The following is a 16058-nucleotide window of genomic DNA, read 5'->3' on the forward strand; positions in this document are numbered from 1 at the left end:
CTCCGCAGCCGCCTCAGCCGGCCGACCGCGCCGCCCCGAGGAACTCCCGCAGGATCCGCTCCCCGGCCGTGACCCCGCGCTCGGGGAGCGCGGTGACGCCGGGGGCCGTCCAGTCGGCGTCGGCCAGTTCGCCGTGCCCGGGGCGCCAGCCCCGGTCGGCGGCGAGCAGCAGGTCGGCGTCGAGGAGCGAGTCGCCGGCGGCGAGGGCGAGGCCGGCGCCGGTGCGTCGGGCGACCTCGCGCATGGCCGCGCTCTTGGTGAGCGGCCGCGGTACGGCGTAGATCTTGCGGCCCTGCAGGGAGACCGTCCAGCCGCGGTTCTCCGCCCAGACGGCGAGTTCCTTCACCCACTCCTCGGGCAGCAGTTCGCGCTCGACGACGAGGTAGGCGAAGAGGTCCTCGGCGACGCGGTGCTTGCGTGTCCAGGCCGGGTCGGCGGTCCGCTCCAGGTGGGCCCGCACCTCGGCGAGCGGGGCGCACTCGGCGGCGAGGCGGGCACTCACCCGGGCGTGCCAGTCGTGGTCGGTCCCGCCGTCGACCAGGAGGTGGCCGCCGTTGGCGCAGATCGCGTACGCCGGGGCGGGGCCGGGGAGGCTGATGCGCCGGTACTGCTCGCGGGTGCGGGTGGTGGTCGGTACGAACACGGTGGCGTCGCCGAGTTCGGCCAGGAGCCGGGCGGCGGTCTCCGTCATGTAGGACAGCGGGCGGCTCTCGTAGACCTCCACGCACAGCAGGCGCGGGGCCTCGGCGTCGGGCCCGGTCAGGGCGAGGGCGTTCGCGGAGTAGATGAGGGTGCGGTCGAGGTCGCTGGCGACGAGGACGGTCATCAGGCCGTCACCGCGTGGCCGTCGGCGCCGGTCGCCCCGCGCGTGTAGCGGGGGTGGATCAGACCGACGCAGGTGTACGGGAGGCCGGCGACCTCCTCGACGGGGACGCCCCGCTGGTCGGCCAGCAGCCGTACGTGGTCGAGGTCGTGGCCCGCTCCGGCGCGCGCGAGGATCTTCCACGGCACCCGGCGCAGCAGGACGCGGGTGGTCTCGCCGACGCCGGGCTTGACGAGGTTCACGTCGTGGATGCCGTACTCCTCACTGATGCGTTCGACCGCGGCCCAGCCCTCCCAGGTGGGGGTGCGGTCGGCGGCGAGCAGTTCCTCGGCCCGGGCGCAGGCGGCGTCCGTGACCTCGGGGAAGCGGGCGCGGACGGCGTCCAGGAAGGCCACCGAGGCGTCCGCCGAGGCGAGTTCGCGGTAGAACTTGGCGCCGTGGAAGTCGTCGGGACCGACCAGGTCGGCGCGCAGCACGGTGCGTGAGATGAGGCCGGAGACGGTCGAGTTGAGGCAGGCGGACGGGATCAGGTAGTCCTCACGGGTGCCGTACGTCCGTACGCAGGAGCCGGGGTCGGCCAGGACCGCGATCTCCGGGTCGAAGCCGGTGACCCCGTGATTCTTCTCGAACTCCTGTACGGCCTGGGCGAGTTCGCGGGTGATGGCGCCCTTGCCGGTCCAGCCGTCGACGAAGACGACGTCCCGGGGGTCGTGGTGCTCCGCCAGCCAGCGCAGCGCGTTGGCGTCGATGCCCCGGCCGCGCACGATGGAGACGGCGTAGTGCGGAAGGTCGAGCCCGTGGCGGTACTGGGCCCAGCGGCGCATCAGGATGCCGACGGGGGTGCCGGCGCGGGCCAGGGAGACCAGGACCGGTCGCGGTGACCGTTCGGCGAGGACGGTCTCGGTGACCACGCCGACCGCGTGGGCGAGGCGGGCCGCCGAGGTCTCGAGGGCCGCCCGGAACAGCTCCTGGTACTGCTCGCTCGGCTGGTACTCGACGGGCAGCGACTCGGCGTAGTGCGCGCCGCCGCTCTGGATGGCCTCCTCGCGCTCCTCGGTGGGCGCCTCCAGCGTGACGTCGGAGAGGTCCTGGAGCAGCCAGCCGACCTCCTCGGGCGCGTACGAGGAGAAGGCGGGGCCGCGGAGGGGCTCGGGCAGCATGGAGGCGGGCCTTTCGGGGGCGTCCGGTCCGCCCGGACGGTGGCGGTCCGGGGCGGCGGGCACGTAGGACGGTACGACGGCGAGGAGGACCTGCGGGGTGTGTGCGGCGAGCTCGGCCAGCAGCCCGCCGGGCGCGTGCAGCGCGGGGGTGTCGGCGGCCGAGTCGACGACGGCGACGACGGCGTCGAAGCCGGCGCCGGCGACGTTGTAGGCGTAGCGCTCGCCGGGTCCGTCGGCGGGGTCGTCGTGGGCGGGGAAGGCCAGCCGGGTGCGTATCGCGTAGCCGGGGTCGTCCACGGCGAGGACGGGCGAGCGGGTGGTGGTCGAGAAGCGGACCTCGGTGCCGCCCGCGCGGGCGGCCGGTGCCCGGTGCGGCGTCCGGTGCTGCCGGTCCTGCTCCAGTTGCTGTTCCAGCGCGTGGGCGAGGCGGAGCGGGGCGTACATCAGCTCCTCGAAGCCGAGGACGAGGACGCGTCGGGCGCCGTCGGGCAGCGCGTCGGCGATCCGGCCGGCCATGGCGGGCAGGGCGTCGTCCAGGCGGGCGCGGTGCGCGGGCGTGAACCCGTGCCGCCCGCCGTCGGGCAGCCTCTTCGGCCAGCCCAGCTCGATGCGCGCGACCCGGCCGGTCCGCGTCCGCGTCCCCGTTTCCGTCCCCGCCCCGGCCGCCGGCCGGGAGGCCGTCCGTGCCTCCTGCCGGGCGACGAGCTCCCTGCCCTTCTCCAGCACGCCCTCCGGGAGCCGCACCGTGCCCGAGACGGTCGTCACCAGGTCGACACGGGCGCCGATCCCGCGGGCGAGGTCGTCCAGCCGGCCGGCGTCGGCGGGCGAGCGCATGTCGACCAGGGCGACCACCACGTACCGGCGCCGGGGGTGGCGTGCGTGCAGGTCGCGGATGGTGTTCAGGATCGTGTTGCCGGTGGAGAACTCGTCGTCGACCAGGACCAGCGGCCCGTCCCCGGCGAGCAGCCCGGGGTCCTCGGGGAGCAGCAGGTGCGAGGTGGCGTGGGAGTGGGACTCCTCGAAGCCGCCCGCCGTGGCGACCCCGGGGACCGGGCGGCGGGTGGAGTGCAGGCAGGGGGCGACGCCCACGCCGTCGGCGACCGCGTGGCCGAGGCCGGTGGCGGTCTCGGCGTACCCGAGGACCACCGCCCGGTGCGCCTGGTCGCCGAGCAGTTCGCGGACCCGGCGGCCGAGCGCGACGCCGTGGCCGTACACGACGGCGGGCGACTGCGGTACGTGCTTGCCGAGGACGTTGGACACCAGCAGGTGCGCCCGCTTGGGGTTGCGGCGCAGCGCCAGCCCCAGCAGCCCGGTCAGCCGGTCGTCGCCGGCCAGCTCGACGCCCAGCCGCTCGGCGACCCAGCTGCCGGACCAGACGTCCCCGGCGGGTATGTCCCCGCCGGCCCGCGATCCGTCGCGCGCCTCGCGGCGCACTCCCTCGTTCACTGCCTTCTCCATGAATCCCTTGCCGTCGATCCGGTCATGTCAGGTCGGTTCAGGTCGGTCACTTGACCAGGCCGGCCGCGAGCAGTTCCACGAACCCGATGTCCTCGTTCGCGACGCCGAACACCTCGGCGCGCAGCACGGTCCGCTCGGCCCACGCGCGGTGCGGCTTCACCTCGTTCATTTTGTTGGTGTACGCCGACCTCATGACACCACCGCCGCCGCGTTCCGGCCGCAGGATGTCCTGGGCGTCGCTGTACTCCTCGTGGCTGACGACGGACAGCGCGTGCACGGGCAGGACGTGCGAGGGGTGGATGCAGGTCTTGCCCTGCAGGCCGTTGGCCCGGTCCAGGGAGATCTCCCGCAGCAGGCCGTCCATGGCGTGCTCGATCAGCGACTGGCGCAGCTCCGTGGCCTTCACCTCGAGGAACGGGCTCTGCCGCAGTTGCGGCTTGAACATGCGTTCCTGGACCCGGAAGTACTCCCAGACCGGCCCGGTCACGGTGAATCCGGTGCCGTCGACGCGGGCCAGCATGTTCACCACGTCGGCGATCACGGAGGCGACGATCTGGAGGTCGTAGGCCGTCATGTCGGGGCCGCGGCGCAGCCCGTACGGGGAGCAGAAGTCGGTCACGCCGAGACGCAGCGCGAGGACCCGGTCACGGTACTTGTCGACCGCGCGGAGGATGCCTTCGAGGGTCTCCACCCGGGTCTCGCGGTAGAGCAGCTCGGGCGACTCCAGCACCGGCATCGCGAAGAGGCGGTGACCGTAGGAGGCCTCGGCGACGGTGAGGGCCTCGAGGAAGGGCATGCCGCGTTCCTCGGTGAACTTCGGCAGGACGAACCCGGACAGCAGGGGGGCGGTGGCGCCGAGGCGCCGGACGAGGTCGGGGATCTGCTCGGGGGTGCGGACCCGGATGAACAGCAGCGGCAGGCCGGCCCCGGGCCGGCCGGCCAGGTCGGCGAACTGGGCCACGAGGTTCGCCTCGCCGGCGCTCACCTCGTCGTCCCCGATGGAGTCCTCGAGGCACAGCACCATCGAGACCACGCCGTTCCCGGCCTGCTTGACGATGTCGTCGGCGAGCCGGGGCCGGGTCGCGGGGCTGTACAGCGTGGCACCGAGGGCCATGGAGAGCAGACGGGCCGGGGACCGGGCCGTGAACAGGCCGGGCTCCCGGTGGAAGAGACGTTTCCGCACCGCAGGGGCGATCTGTCCGAAGTGACGCATTGAACTCCCCCGTGACCGTTCGGCATGGCGTGAAATGGCTGTGGAATGTCGGAAGGTGGCCGGTAATAGTACGTAGGTATCGATGTCGGCGGTTCCCGCCGGGCGTGAACTTCAGGTGTCCCGGTCGTGTCGGTGCCAAACGACGCCGGCGCGCGTCCGCACCCCGCGTTGTCGTGACCAGGACGGAGAGGGCAGGATGACCGCATGACGCACGCCATGCTGAAGGGATCGAACGTCCCGCTCCGAGCCACCACGGTACGCGCCGTCCTGCGGTGGTCGCCCGGCCAGGGCGTTCCCGACGTGGACGCGTCCGCTCTGCTCCTCGGGCTCGACGGCCGGGTCCGCTCGGACGAGGACTTCGTCTTCTACAACCAGCCGCGGCACCCGTCCGGCAAGGTGTGGCGGCTCGGCAAGAAGCGCGTCGCCGAGGTCCTGACCGACGCGATCCAGACGGATCTCGGCGGGATCGAGGAGGGCGTAGGGCGGATCCTGCTGGTGGCGTCGGCGGACGGTGTCACCTTCGACACCGTGGACACGCTGCGCATCCTGCTGTACGACGCGCAGACCCCGGACGCGGAGGCGCTGGCGTACTTCGACGTCACACCGGAGACGGGCCAGGAGACTGCGCTGATCTGCGGTGAGCTGTACCGGCGCGGGGACGGCTGGAAGTTCCGGGCGCTCGGCGAGGGCTATTCGAACGGGCTGAAGGGCCTGGCGACGGACTTCGGGATCTCGGTGGACGAGTCGGAGGCCGCGCAGGAGCCGCCGGCCGCCGACCCCGCCACGTCCTCGTCCTCCTCGTCCCCGGTTTCCCCCGAGGCCCTGACCCAGGTGCACGCCCCCGCCGCGGCCGACCGGTCCGTCCCGCTGCCGCCCGAACAGCCGCCGGGCGTTCCGGCTCAGCCCGCGTACGGCTACCCGCCCCAGCAGCCGCCGGCCACGCAGTCGGCCTACGGCTATCCGCAGCCGGCCGGCCGGCCCGCCTACGGCTACCCGCAGACGTCCCCCGTGCCCGCCCCCGCGGCGGCCCCGTCCGGCTACGGCTACCCGCCCCCGGCCCCCCACACCCCCGACCCCGACTTCCGCCTGCCCCCGCAGGGGCCGCAGTTCATCGGGCGGTAGGGCCCGACCGGGCCCGTCCGCCCGACCGGCTAGCGGCCCGTCTTCGACTTGAAGCCGCGCCCCCACTGCAGGCCCCAGCCGTAGAGGCGGTCCAGTTCCCCCTGGAAGCCGTAGACGAACTTCACCTCGCGGTGGACGACGAGTTCGCCCTTGACGTTCTCGATCATCACCACCGCGCAGGAGCGGGCCTGCGGATGGCGTTCGTCCAGGCTTATCTCGATCCGCGGGCCGTTGCTGGGGTAGAGCGTGACCATGGCCTGGGTCCGGTCGAAGGCGGGCGTCTGGTCGTAGATGTACACGAAGACCAGCAGGCGTTTGATGTTCTCGCGGTGGTCCAGGTTGACGTAGATCGTCTCCCCGGAGCCCGAGCCGAACCGGTCGTCGCCACTGAGCTTGACGTACGGCGGCCCGTTGACGTCGCCGAGGAGGCCGCCGAGCGGCTGGACCACGCCCTTGGTGCCGTCCTGGAGCTCGTACAGGCAGCCCAGGTCCAGGTCGACGTTGACCATGCTCTGGCTGTGGGCGATGACCTCCGGGGGCTTGAGCGCCTTGAAGGGGTGGCGCAGCAGGCTCTCCCGCTGGGAGCCACTCAGGTCGGAGGTGCGCATACGCCAGCTCAGGTTGATCCGGAGGTTGCCGGTGGCCGCGCCCTGTTTGGTCAGGGACACCTGCGCATTCCGCTTCGTCAGCTCGATGGCGTTGGTGGCCGCGTTGCCCGAGTCGAAGGCGCTGTCGTTTCCGCGCCGCAGTCCGTCCAGGAAGCCCATTCCCGCCCCAAGTCCACTCGTCGAACCCCGCTCTGTCCCGCTGGTCCTGCTGTCCCGCCGGCCCTGCCGTCCCGCTGCCCGCACGCGCCGGCCGTCGGCGCCCGGGCGGGCTCCTGACGGCCGTCGGGGCGGCCGTCGAGGACTGGTCCTCGACGGCCGCCCCGAACAGAGCGTTCCTCACCCGGAGGGCTGTCACACCCCGGAGGAGACCTCGGTCTTCTCTCCCGCGCCGCCCTCGGCCGCCGCGAGGGCCCTGTTGCGGCGCACGGAGGACCAGAAGGACAGGCCGATCAGGACGACACCGATGAGACCGGTGATGATCTCGTTGATCTCGTACTGGATCGTGATGAGCAGGAGCGCGGCGAGGGCGCCGATCGCGTAGTGCGCGCCGTGCTCCAGGTAGACGTACTCGTCGAGGGTGCCCTGGCGCACCAGGTAGACCGTCAGCGAACGGACGTACATGGCGCCGATACCGAGGCCCAGGGCCATCAGCACGATGTCGTTGGTGATGGCGAAGGCGCCGATCACGCCGTCGAAGGAGAAGGAGGCGTCCAGGACCTCGAGGTAGAGGAACATGAAGAACGCGGCCTGGCCGCCGATTGCGAGGGCCGTCTTGGGCCTGCCGACCCGCTCGGCCTTCTCCTCGGCCTCGTGCTCACGTTCCTCCTGCTCCTCGAGCCTGTTCTCGAAGAAGCCGGAGAGACCGCCCACGATCATGTAGGTGATCAGACCGCCGATACCGGCGAGGAGGACCGTTTCCGCCTTGTCGACATGGGTGCCGCCGTGCTGGTGGGCGTTGGCCCCGACCGTCAGGGAGGCGGTCAGCAGGACGATCAGCGCGATGCAGACCGACAGCATGTCGACCTTGCCGAGCTTGGCCAGCGGACGCTCGATCCAGGTCAGCCACTTGATGTCCCGGTCCTCGAAGACGAAGTCCAGGAAGATCATCAGCAGGAACATGCCGCCGAAGGCGGCGATCGACGGGTGCGCGTCGGTGACCAGCTCCTGGTAGCGGTCCTTGTCACTGAGGGCGAGGTCGACCGCCTCGATCGGACCGAGCGAGGCGCTGACGGCGACGATCACGACGGGGAAGACCAGCCGCATGCCGAAGACGGCGATCAGGATGCCGATGGTGAGGAAGATCTTCTGCCAGAAGGCATTCATCTTCTTCAGGATCCCGGCGTTGACCACCGCGTTGTCGAAGGACAGCGAGATTTCGAGGATCGAGAGGATCGCCACGATGCCGAAGGCGGTCCACCCCCCGAAGAGGATCGCTGCGACCAGGCCGAGCGCGGTGACCGCGAACGACCAGCCGAAGGTTTTCAGAACCACTGGCTACCCCATCATGTGTGGGGGGTCCCCCCGGACGATCTCCGGAGGAGACTCTCCCCGTCGCCATAGTCGGCTTTACGAAACATTGACTCCGAAGTCTAGGGCGATACCCCGAAGCCCCGACGCGTACCCCTGCCCCACCGCTCTGAACTTCCACTCGCCCCGATAGCGGTAGAGCTCGCCGAAGATCATCGCGGTTTCCGTGGAGGCGTCCTCCGAGAGGTCGTAGCGGGCGAGTTCCTGACCGTCCGCCTGATTCACCACTCGGATGAAAGCATTGCTGACCTGGCCGAAAGCCTGGCCGCGGTCGTCGGCCAGGTGGATGGAGACCGGGAAAACGATCTTGTCGCACCGGACGGGCACCTTGGAGAGGTCGACCAGCAGGGACTCGTCGTCGCCGTCGCCCTCGCCGGTGAGGTTGTCACCGGTGTGCTGGACCGAGCCGTCCGGGCTCGTGAGCTGGTTGTAGAAGATGAACCACTCGTCCCCCATGACCCGGCCGTCGCTGCACACCAGTGCGCTGGCGTCGAGGTCGAAGGGGGCTCCCGTGGTGGAGCGTGCGTCCCAGCCGAGCCCGATCATCACCTGCGTGAGGTTCGGTGCGGCCTTGGACAGGGAGACATTGCCTCCCTTGGCGAGCGTGACGCCCATGTTGCTGGTCCCTCCCCGGGTGATGTTTCTCAGGTGGTCTCCTGCGCGTCCGGCGCCGCACGTAAACCGTGCGGCGCCGGACGGAACAGCCGTGCGAGACGGCCGGGCCCGGGCAGCGGCGCCCGGACGCGAGCGTGTCAGACGTTCACGCCGAAGTCCTGCGCGATGCCGCGCAGACCGGAGGCGTAGCCCTGGCCGATGGCGCGGAACTTCCACTCGGCTCCGTGCCGGTACAGCTCGCCGAAGACCATCGCGGTCTCGGTGGAGGCGTCCTCCGACAGGTCGTAGCGGGCGATCTCGGCGCCGCCGGCCTGGTTGACGACGCGGATGAACGCGTTGCGCACCTGGCCGAAGGACTGCTGGCGGTTCTCGGCGTCGTAGATGGACACCGGGAAGACGATCTTCTCGATCTCCGCGGGCACGCCCGCGAGGTTGACCTTGATCTGCTCGTCGTCGCCCTCGCCCTCACCGGTGAGGTTGTCGCCGGTGTGCTCGACCGAGCCGTCGGGGCTCTTGAGGTTGTTGAAGAAGACGAAGTTGGCGTCGTTGGTGACCTTGCCCGTGTTGTTCACCAGCAGCGCACTGGCGTCCAGGTCGAAGTCGGTGCCGGTCGTGGTGCGGACGTCCCACCCCAGTCCGACGATGACCGCGGTCAGGCCCGGCGCTTCCTTGGTCAGCGATACGTTGCCGCCCTTGCTGAGGCTGACTCCCACGAGTCCTCCATTGATGTCCGGGGGCGGGAAGCCCCGTCGTGCGTTGGATGTCGGATCAACGAGTCGATCCTAGTAACGGGTTCCCGGCCACCGCAGGACCGGGCGCCGGGGAATCACCGCTGTCGGGCGTGCTCACAGCGCGTCGAGCGCCTCGACGTAGTCGTCCAGGTCGCGTGCGTCGGGCAGCGCGTTGACGACCGTCCACCGGACGAGACCCTCGCGGTCGATGACGAAGGTCCCCCGAACGGCGCAGCCCTTGCCCTCGTCGAAGACGCCGTAGGCACGCGAGACGTTCCCGTGCGGCCAGAAGTCCGACAGCAGGGGGTACTCCAGGTTCTCCTGCTCGGCGAAGACGCGCAGGGTGTGGACGGAGTCGGTGGAGACGGCGAGCAGCTGGGTGTCGCGGCCGTCGAGGAGGTCCAGGCCGTCGCGCAGGGCGCGCAGCTCGTCGGTGCACACGCTGGTGAAGGCGAAGGGATAGAAGACGAGCACCACGTTCCGGCGGCCGCGGTGGTCGGACAACCGCACGGGCGCGCCGTGGTTGTCCCTGAGCTCGAAGTCGGGGGCGTGATCGCCGACCTGGAGCGCCGTCGCCTGGATCGCCATCGCCTGGTTCGTCCCTTCGGGGGGTGCTGTGCCCGGCCTGTTCCCTGGGAACACCCTACGCAGGGGGTACGACAACGGTCCGGACGGGCTGAACCTGTCAGCCCGTCCGGTGGAAAGGCGGGATACGGCTGCGCGCCGGGGCGGGGCCGTCGTGGCTACCTCCGGGACGCGGCTACCTCCGCGACTTGGCCGCCTTCGGCGTCGCCAGCCGGCTGCCGCTCCAGTCCTTGCCGACGCTGACGCTCTTGGCGGCGGTCAGGCCGGCCGTGGTGGCGGCTTCCGAGATGTCGCTCGGCTCCACGTACCCCGAACGGCCGGTCTTCGGCGTGAGGAGCAGGATCGTCCCGCCCTCCTCGATGTACGTGCCGGCGTCCACCAGCGCATCCGTCAGGTCGCCGTCGTCGTCGCGGAACCACAGCACAACGGCGTCAGCCACGTCGTCGTAGTCCTCGTCGACAAGGTCGCTCTCGATGACGCCCTCGATGGCCTCGCGGAGCTCCTGGTCGACGTCGTCGTCGTAGCCGATCTCCTGGACCACCTGCCCGGGCTGGAACCCCAGCCTGGCGGCAGGGTTCGTCCGCTCCTCCGCGTGGTCCGCGGTCGCGCTCACGGGGTGCCTCCTGATCATGGTTTGGGAATATCTCAGCCACGCGCGGGCGCGCGGCGTTGGCCGTAGTCCACACGGGCAGGGCGGATCGCGCAAGTACCCGGCCGTTTGGACCGCCTAAACGGTGACGATCCTGACCGGGTCACCGCAACTCCAGGCACATCATCCTGGCCCACGGTGACTCACACCACACCCTTGTGCCCCGAATGGGCGTTTGGGAACTGTATACGGGTACGAGACTCGCATGAACGCGAGATTCGCTCCGTACGCCACCGTACCGGTCTCGCGTGCCGGTTACCTATCGGTAGAGATGACGTGTGCGGCCCCGGGGTGGACCATGGGGAGCGCGCAGACCCGGCTACGTCAGTGAAGCAGCGGCCTCCTCACGGCCCTTCGACAGGTAAGGAACAGCGTGGCTTCCGCATCCGATCGCAACCCGATCATCATTGGTGGCCTTCCGAGTCAGGTGCCTGACTTCGATCCCGAGGAAACCCAGGAGTGGCTCGACTCCCTCGACGCCGCCGTCGACGAGCGCGGCCGGGAACGGGCCCGCTATCTGATGCTGCGGCTGATCGAGCGGGCCCGTGAGCGGCGCGTGGCCGTGCCCGAGATGCGCAGCACCGACTACGTGAACACGATCCCCACCCGCGCGGAGCCGTTCTTCCCGGGCAACGAGGAGATCGAGCGCAAGGTCCTCAACGCGACCCGCTGGAACGCGGCGGTGATGGTCTCGCGCGCCCAGCGGCCCGGGATCGGCGTCGGCGGCCACATCGCCACCTTCGCCTCCTCGGCGTCGCTGTACGACGTGGGCTTCAACCACTTCTTCCGCGGCAAGGACGAGGGCGACGGCGGCGACCAGGTCTTCTTCCAGGGCCACGCCTCGCCGGGCATCTACGCCCGCGCGTTCCTGCTGGACCGGCTGAGCGAGCGGCAGCTGGACGGGTTCCGGCAGGAGAAGTCGAAGGCCCCCGAGGGCCTGGCCTCGTATCCGCACCCGCGTTCGATGCCGGAGTTCTGGGAGTTCCCGACCGTCTCGATGGGCCTCGGTCCGATCAGCGCGATCTACCAGGCCCGGATGAACCGCTACATGCAGGCGCGCGACATCGCCGACACCTCGAAGTCGCACGTGTGGGCGTTCCTCGGCGACGGCGAGATGGACGAACCGGAGTCGCTGGGCCAGCTGACGCTCGCGGCCCGCGAGAACCTCGACAACCTGACCTTCGTCGTCAACTGCAACCTGCAGCGCCTCGACGGGCCGGTGCGCGGCAACGGCAAGATCATCCAGGAGCTGGAGTCGGTCTTCCGGGGCGCCGGCTGGAACGTGATCAAGCTGGTCTGGGACCGCTCCTGGGACCCGCTGCTCGCCCAGGACCGGGACGGTGTGCTGGTCAACCGGATGAACACCACGCCGGACGGCCAGTTCCAGACGTACGCCACCGAGTCCGGGGCGTACATCCGCGACCACTTCTTCGGTGACGACCACCGGCTGCGCGCCATGGTCGAGAGCATGACCGACGACCAGGTGCTGCACCTGGGGCGCGGCGGCCACGACCACAAGAAGATCTTCGCGGCGTACCAGGCGGCCATGGACCACAAGGGCCAGCCGACGGTGATCCTCGCCAAGACGGTCAAGGGCTGGACGCTCGGCCCGAACTTCGAGGGCCGCAACGCCACGCACCAGATGAAGAAGCTGACGGTCGACGACCTCAAGGGCTTCCGCGACCGGCTGCACCTGCCGATCCCCGACAAGGACCTGGAGTCCGGCCTGCCGCCGTACTACCACCCGGGCCGCGACTCGGAGGAGATCCAGTACATGCACGACCGCCGCAGGTCGCTCGGCGGGTACGTGCCGACGCGCGTGGTGCGCTCGAAGCCGCTCGCACTGCCCGAGGACAAGACGTACGCGAACGTGAAGAAGGGCTCGGGCCAGCAGTCCATCGCGACGACCATGGCGTTCGTCCGGCTCCTCAAGGACCTCATGCGGGACAAGGAGATCGGCAAGCGGTTCGTACTGATCGCACCGGACGAGTACCGCACGTTCGGCATGGACTCCTTCTTCCCGAGCGCGAAGATCTACAACCCGCTCGGGCAGCAGTACGAGTCCGTGGACCGCGAGCTGCTGCTCGCGTACAAGGAGGCGCCGAACGGGCAGATGCTGCACGACGGCATCTCCGAGGCGGGCTGCACGGCCTCGCTGATCGCGGCCGGCTCGGCGTACGCCACGCACGGCGAGCCGCTGATCCCGGTGTACGTCTTCTACTCGATGTTCGGTTTCCAGCGCACCGGCGACCAGTTCTGGCAGATGGGCGACCAGCTGGCGCGCGGTTTCGTTCTCGGCGCGACCGCGGGGCGTACGACCCTGACCGGTGAGGGGCTGCAGCACGCGGACGGCCAGTCGCAGCTGCTGGCGTCCACGAACCCGGCGTGCGTCGCCTACGACCCGGCCTTCGGGTTCGAGATCGCGCACATCGTGCAGGACGGTCTGCGCCGGATGTACGGCGGCGACGAGCAGCACCCGCACGGCGAGGACGTCTTCTACTACCTGACCGTCTACAACGAGCCCGTCCAGCACCCGGCCGAGCCCCAGGACGTGGACGTGGACGGCATCCTCAAGGGCCTGTACCGCTTCCGTGAGGGCACGGCGGGCTCGAAGCCGGCGCAGATCCTCGCCTCCGGTGTCGCGGTGCCCTGGGCCCTTCAGGCGCAGCGGATCCTCGCCGAGGAGTGGGACGTGCGGGCCGACGTCTGGTCGGCGACCTCCTGGAACGAACTGCGGCGCGAGGCCGTGGAGTGCGAGCGGCACAACCTGCTGGGCCCGGAGGAGGAGCAGCGGGTGCCGTACGTGACGCGGAAGCTGGCCTCGGCGCAGGGGCCGGTCGTGGCGGTGTCGGACTGGATGCGGTCGGTGCCGGACCAGATCGCCCGCTGGGTGCCGGGGACGTACCAGTCGCTGGGCGCGGACGGCTTCGGCTTCGCCGACACGCGCGGGGCGGCCCGCCGGTTCTTCCACATCGACGCGGAGTCGATCGTCGTGGGGGTGCTGACGGAGCTGGCCCGGGAGGGGCACGTCGACCGGTCCGTGCTGAAGCAGGCCATCGACCGCTACCGGCTGCTCGACGTGACCGCGGCCGACCCGGGTGCGGCGGGCGGCGACGCCTGACACACCGGCGGGCGGTGCGCGCGAAAGGGCCTCCGGCGTTTCGCCGGAGGCCCTTTCGCCGTTCCGCGGCGGAGACTTCCGTCCGGATCCGGGTCAGAACCGGGTCGTCAGAACATTCCGTAGCCCGGGCCGGTGGCCGAGGCCAGCCAGATGATCGCCAGCAGCGTGTCGATGGCGCCCAGAACCAGGGCGACCACCGCCGGGACCGGGCGGGACCCGGCCCAGCTGCGGCCCATGGCAAGCCAGCCGCAGACCATCGCCACCGGGCCGAGGACGATCCCCAGCACGAAGAATCCGACGACCGCGCAGATGACTCCGATGATTCCGAGCGTCGCGCGATCCGGCCCGGTCCGTGACCCCGTCAGGCCACGTGAGCGGGGGTGCCTGCGCGTGCTGCCTCCGAAGCTCGCCATCATCAACTCCCTGTACCCCGTAGTCGGTTGAGGTTGTAGTGGGGTGCAACACGCGAGTACCCCCACTCAGGGCGTGAATGCCTTCGAAGCGAGAACGGGTGAGCCGCCGCCGACGCGCTGCCCCCCTCCGGCAGCGCGCCGCAGCCGGCACCCTCCAGGCCCTGCGGAGGACCTGACCCACTGTGACCTGCGGTGCCCTCCGAACGGGAGGGATCACCGCAGCGGTTCACCCTGATGGGCGAACTCGGCCACCGGAGCCGTCAGATGTGGCCCACGCCCGCTCCGGCCTCCGCGTTCTCACCGCGCTTGGCGAGGAAGGCGACGCCCACCGCCACGACGGCGACCGCGGTGGCGACCAGGGAAGCCGCGCTCATGCCGGAGAGGAAGGTGTCGTGCGCCACCTCGGTGACCGTCGCGACCATCTCCGGGGGCATCTGCTCGCTCACCGGGGGCACACCCACCTGGACGGCCTCGGCGGCCTGCGCGCCCTGCTCCGGGGTGAGCGGCGGGAGCCCCGCGTCCGCCCAGTTGTCCGCGAGGTCGCTGTCGACCTTGGAGGCCATCACCGCGCCCAGCACGGCCGTACCGAGGCTGCCGCCGACCTGCATGGCGGCCTGCTGGAGGCCGCCTGCGACACCGGAGAGCTCCAGCGGCGCGTTGCCCACGATGACCTCGGTGGCGCCGACCATGACGGGGGCCAGTCCGAGACCCAGCAGGGCGAACCAGAGGGACATCACGGCGCTGCCGGTGTCCTTCTCGAGCGTGGAGATGCCGAACATGGCGAGCGCGGTGAAGGCCATGCCGCCCGCCAGCGGGAGGCGCGGACCGGCCTTGGTGATGACCACGCCGGCCAGCGGCGATCCGACGATCATCATGCCGGTGAGCGGCAGCAGGTGCAGACCGGCGTCGACCGGGCTCAGGCCGTGCACGTTCTGCAGGTAGAAGGTGACGAAGAACAGGCCGCCCATGAAGGCGATGGCCATGAGGACCATCAGCACGACACCCGCGGACAGCGGGACGGAGCGGAACATCGCCAGCGGGATCAGCGGCTCCTTCACCCGCTTCTCCCAGAGGGCGAAGACGACGAAGAGCACCACCGCGGCGGCGATGAACCCCCAGGTCTTGAGGTCTCCCCAGCCCCACTCGGGGGCCTTGATCAGCGCCCAGACGAGGCAGAACATCGCGCCGGACAGCAGGCCGATGCCGGGGATGTCGAAGGAGTGCGGGCGGTTCTCCGCGCGGTGGTCGAGCAGGATCCACACGCCGAGGGCGAGCGCGACGACGCCGACCGGGACGTTGATCCAGAAGACCGACTGCCAGCTGACGTGCTCGACGAGGACACCGCCGAGGATCGGGCCGCCGGCGGTGGAGGCACCGATGACCATGCCCCAGATGCCGATGGCCATGTTGAGCTTCTCGGCCGGGAAGGTCGCCCGCAGCAGACCCAGCGCGGCCGGCATCAGCAGCGCGCCGAACAGACCCTGCAGGACACGGAAGACGATGACCGACGCGATGCTGTCGGACAGGCCGATCGCGCCCGAGGCGGCGGCGAAGCCGACGACGCCGATGAGGAAGGTCTGCCGGTGGCCGAACCGGTCACCGAGCTTGCCGGCGGTGATCAGGGAGACCGCGAGGGCGAGGAAGTACGCGTTGGTGATCCACTGGACCTCGGCGAAACTGGCTCCCAGGTCACGGGCGATGACGGGGTTGGCGATGGCGACGATGGTGCCGTCGAGGGCCACCATCATGACGCCGACGGCGACGGTGAAGAGGGTGAGCCAGGGGTGGCCGCGCAGCCCTCTGCCGGGTGCCGCGTCCGACGGGGTGCCCACGGGTGTCTCGTCCCCGGGTCCCGTCGCGTCGATGGTGGTCTGACTAGTCATACCTTCGAGGCTAATGACAGCCACTGACAGTTGACAAACCAATTCACCGACCAGTAACTGAGCCGACATGTCCGTATAGCGTGAACTGGGGGAACAGTTACAGAAGGCCCTCAGGGGGCCCTGGAGGAGCCACGGGAACCGACCCGGGGA

General features: G+C 70.5%; 13 protein-coding genes. 2 read left to right on the plus strand and 11 right to left on the minus strand.

Annotated features, from left to right (window positions below; genetic code table 11):
* Positions 1-13: 13 nt before the first annotated feature.
* From ACWZEH_RS09320 to ACWZEH_RS09330, 3 genes are read right to left on the minus strand one after another with little or no spacing between them, the layout of a single operon-like run.
* Positions 14-826 (minus strand): HAD family hydrolase, encoded by an 813-nt coding sequence (locus ACWZEH_RS09320; RefSeq protein ID WP_456197338.1) that lies wholly within the window; start codon positions 824-826, stop codon positions 14-16.
* Positions 826-3441, minus strand: a complete 2616-nt coding sequence (locus ACWZEH_RS09325) for a phosphoribosyltransferase (protein ID WP_456197340.1) — start codon at positions 3439-3441, stop codon at positions 826-828. Before ACWZEH_RS09325 ends, ACWZEH_RS09320 begins: the two co-directional genes overlap by 1 nt.
* Before the next feature lie 46 nt (positions 3442-3487).
* On the minus strand, positions 3488-4654 hold the full coding sequence (locus ACWZEH_RS09330) for an HpcH/HpaI aldolase/citrate lyase family protein (RefSeq protein ID WP_456197342.1): 1167 nt from the start codon (positions 4652-4654) through the stop codon (positions 3488-3490).
* Between the two features lie 204 nt (positions 4655-4858).
* Here ACWZEH_RS09330 and ACWZEH_RS09335 point away from each other — a divergent pair, with 204 nt between their 5' ends.
* Positions 4859-5776 carry a TerD family protein gene (locus ACWZEH_RS09335; protein WP_456197344.1) on the plus strand — a complete coding sequence of 306 codons (918 nt, stop codon included), beginning with the start codon at positions 4859-4861 and terminating at the stop codon, positions 5774-5776.
* Positions 5777-5805: 29 nt separating this feature from the next.
* Here the strand turns inward: ACWZEH_RS09335 and ACWZEH_RS09340 are convergent, their stop codons facing one another.
* The 6 genes from ACWZEH_RS09340 to ACWZEH_RS09365 form a co-directional block, all read right to left on the minus strand.
* Positions 5806-6543, minus strand: a complete 738-nt coding sequence (locus ACWZEH_RS09340; RefSeq protein ID WP_456197346.1) for a TerD family protein — start codon at positions 6541-6543, stop codon at positions 5806-5808.
* A 192-nt stretch (positions 6544-6735) separates the two neighbouring features.
* Positions 6736-7875 carry a DUF475 domain-containing protein gene (locus ACWZEH_RS09345; protein ID WP_456197348.1) on the minus strand — a complete coding sequence of 380 codons (1140 nt, stop codon included), beginning with the start codon at positions 7873-7875 and terminating at the stop codon, positions 6736-6738.
* 75 nt (positions 7876-7950) lie between these two features.
* Positions 7951-8526 (minus strand): TerD family protein, encoded by a 576-nt coding sequence (locus tag ACWZEH_RS09350; RefSeq protein ID WP_456197350.1) that lies wholly within the window; start codon positions 8524-8526, stop codon positions 7951-7953.
* A 137-nt stretch (positions 8527-8663) separates the two neighbouring features.
* Positions 8664-9239 (minus strand): TerD family protein, encoded by a 576-nt coding sequence (locus tag ACWZEH_RS09355; RefSeq protein ID WP_042170048.1) that lies wholly within the window; start codon positions 9237-9239, stop codon positions 8664-8666.
* A gap of 132 nt (positions 9240-9371) precedes the next feature.
* Positions 9372-9845, minus strand: coding sequence for a peroxiredoxin (locus ACWZEH_RS09360; protein ID WP_456197353.1), 474 nt, complete (start codon positions 9843-9845; stop codon positions 9372-9374).
* 172 nt (positions 9846-10017) lie between these two features.
* Positions 10018-10455: a DUF3052 domain-containing protein gene (locus tag ACWZEH_RS09365; protein WP_456197355.1), complete on the minus strand. Its 438-nt coding sequence runs from the start codon at positions 10453-10455 to the stop codon at positions 10018-10020.
* Positions 10456-10864: 409 nt separating this feature from the next.
* On the opposite strand from ACWZEH_RS09365, the gene aceE reads away from it, so the two are divergent.
* Positions 10865-13612, plus strand: a complete 2748-nt coding sequence (aceE, locus tag ACWZEH_RS09370; RefSeq protein ID WP_456197357.1) for a pyruvate dehydrogenase (acetyl-transferring), homodimeric type — start codon at positions 10865-10867, stop codon at positions 13610-13612.
* 107 nt (positions 13613-13719) lie between these two features.
* Here aceE and ACWZEH_RS09375 read toward each other — a convergent pair whose 3' ends face one another.
* Positions 13720-14028 (minus strand): small hydrophobic protein, encoded by a 309-nt coding sequence (locus tag ACWZEH_RS09375; RefSeq protein ID WP_456197359.1) that lies wholly within the window; start codon positions 14026-14028, stop codon positions 13720-13722.
* Between the two features lie 257 nt (positions 14029-14285).
* Positions 14286-15908, minus strand: a complete 1623-nt coding sequence (locus tag ACWZEH_RS09380; RefSeq protein ID WP_456197361.1) for an MFS transporter — start codon at positions 15906-15908, stop codon at positions 14286-14288.
* Between the last annotated feature and the right edge of the window lie 150 nt (positions 15909-16058).

It is taken from the genome of Streptomyces yamdrokensis, from assembly GCF_053890455.1.

Coding starts and splice junctions, on each gene's coding strand:
- ACWZEH_RS09320 (WP_456197338.1), bottom strand. CDS start 826: ATGACCGTCCTCGTCGCCAGCGACCTCGACCGCACCCTCATCTACTCC.
- ACWZEH_RS09325 (WP_456197340.1), bottom strand. CDS start 3,441: ATGGAGAAGGCAGTGAACGAGGGAGTGCGCCGCGAGGCGCGCGACGGA.
- ACWZEH_RS09330 (WP_456197342.1), bottom strand. CDS start 4,654: ATGCGTCACTTCGGACAGATCGCCCCTGCGGTGCGGAAACGTCTCTTC.
- ACWZEH_RS09335 (WP_456197344.1), top strand. CDS start 4,859: ATGACGCACGCCATGCTGAAGGGATCGAACGTCCCGCTCCGAGCCACC.
- ACWZEH_RS09340 (WP_456197346.1), bottom strand. CDS start 6,543: ATGGGCTTCCTGGACGGACTGCGGCGCGGAAACGACAGCGCCTTCGAC.
- ACWZEH_RS09350 (WP_456197350.1), bottom strand. CDS start 8,526: ATGGGCGTCACGCTCGCCAAGGGAGGCAATGTCTCCCTGTCCAAGGCC.
- ACWZEH_RS09360 (WP_456197353.1), bottom strand. CDS start 9,845: ATGGCGATCCAGGCGACGGCGCTCCAGGTCGGCGATCACGCCCCCGAC.
- ACWZEH_RS09375 (WP_456197359.1), bottom strand. CDS start 14,028: ATGATGGCGAGCTTCGGAGGCAGCACGCGCAGGCACCCCCGCTCACGT.
- ACWZEH_RS09380 (WP_456197361.1), bottom strand. CDS start 15,908: ATGACTAGTCAGACCACCATCGACGCGACGGGACCCGGGGACGAGACA.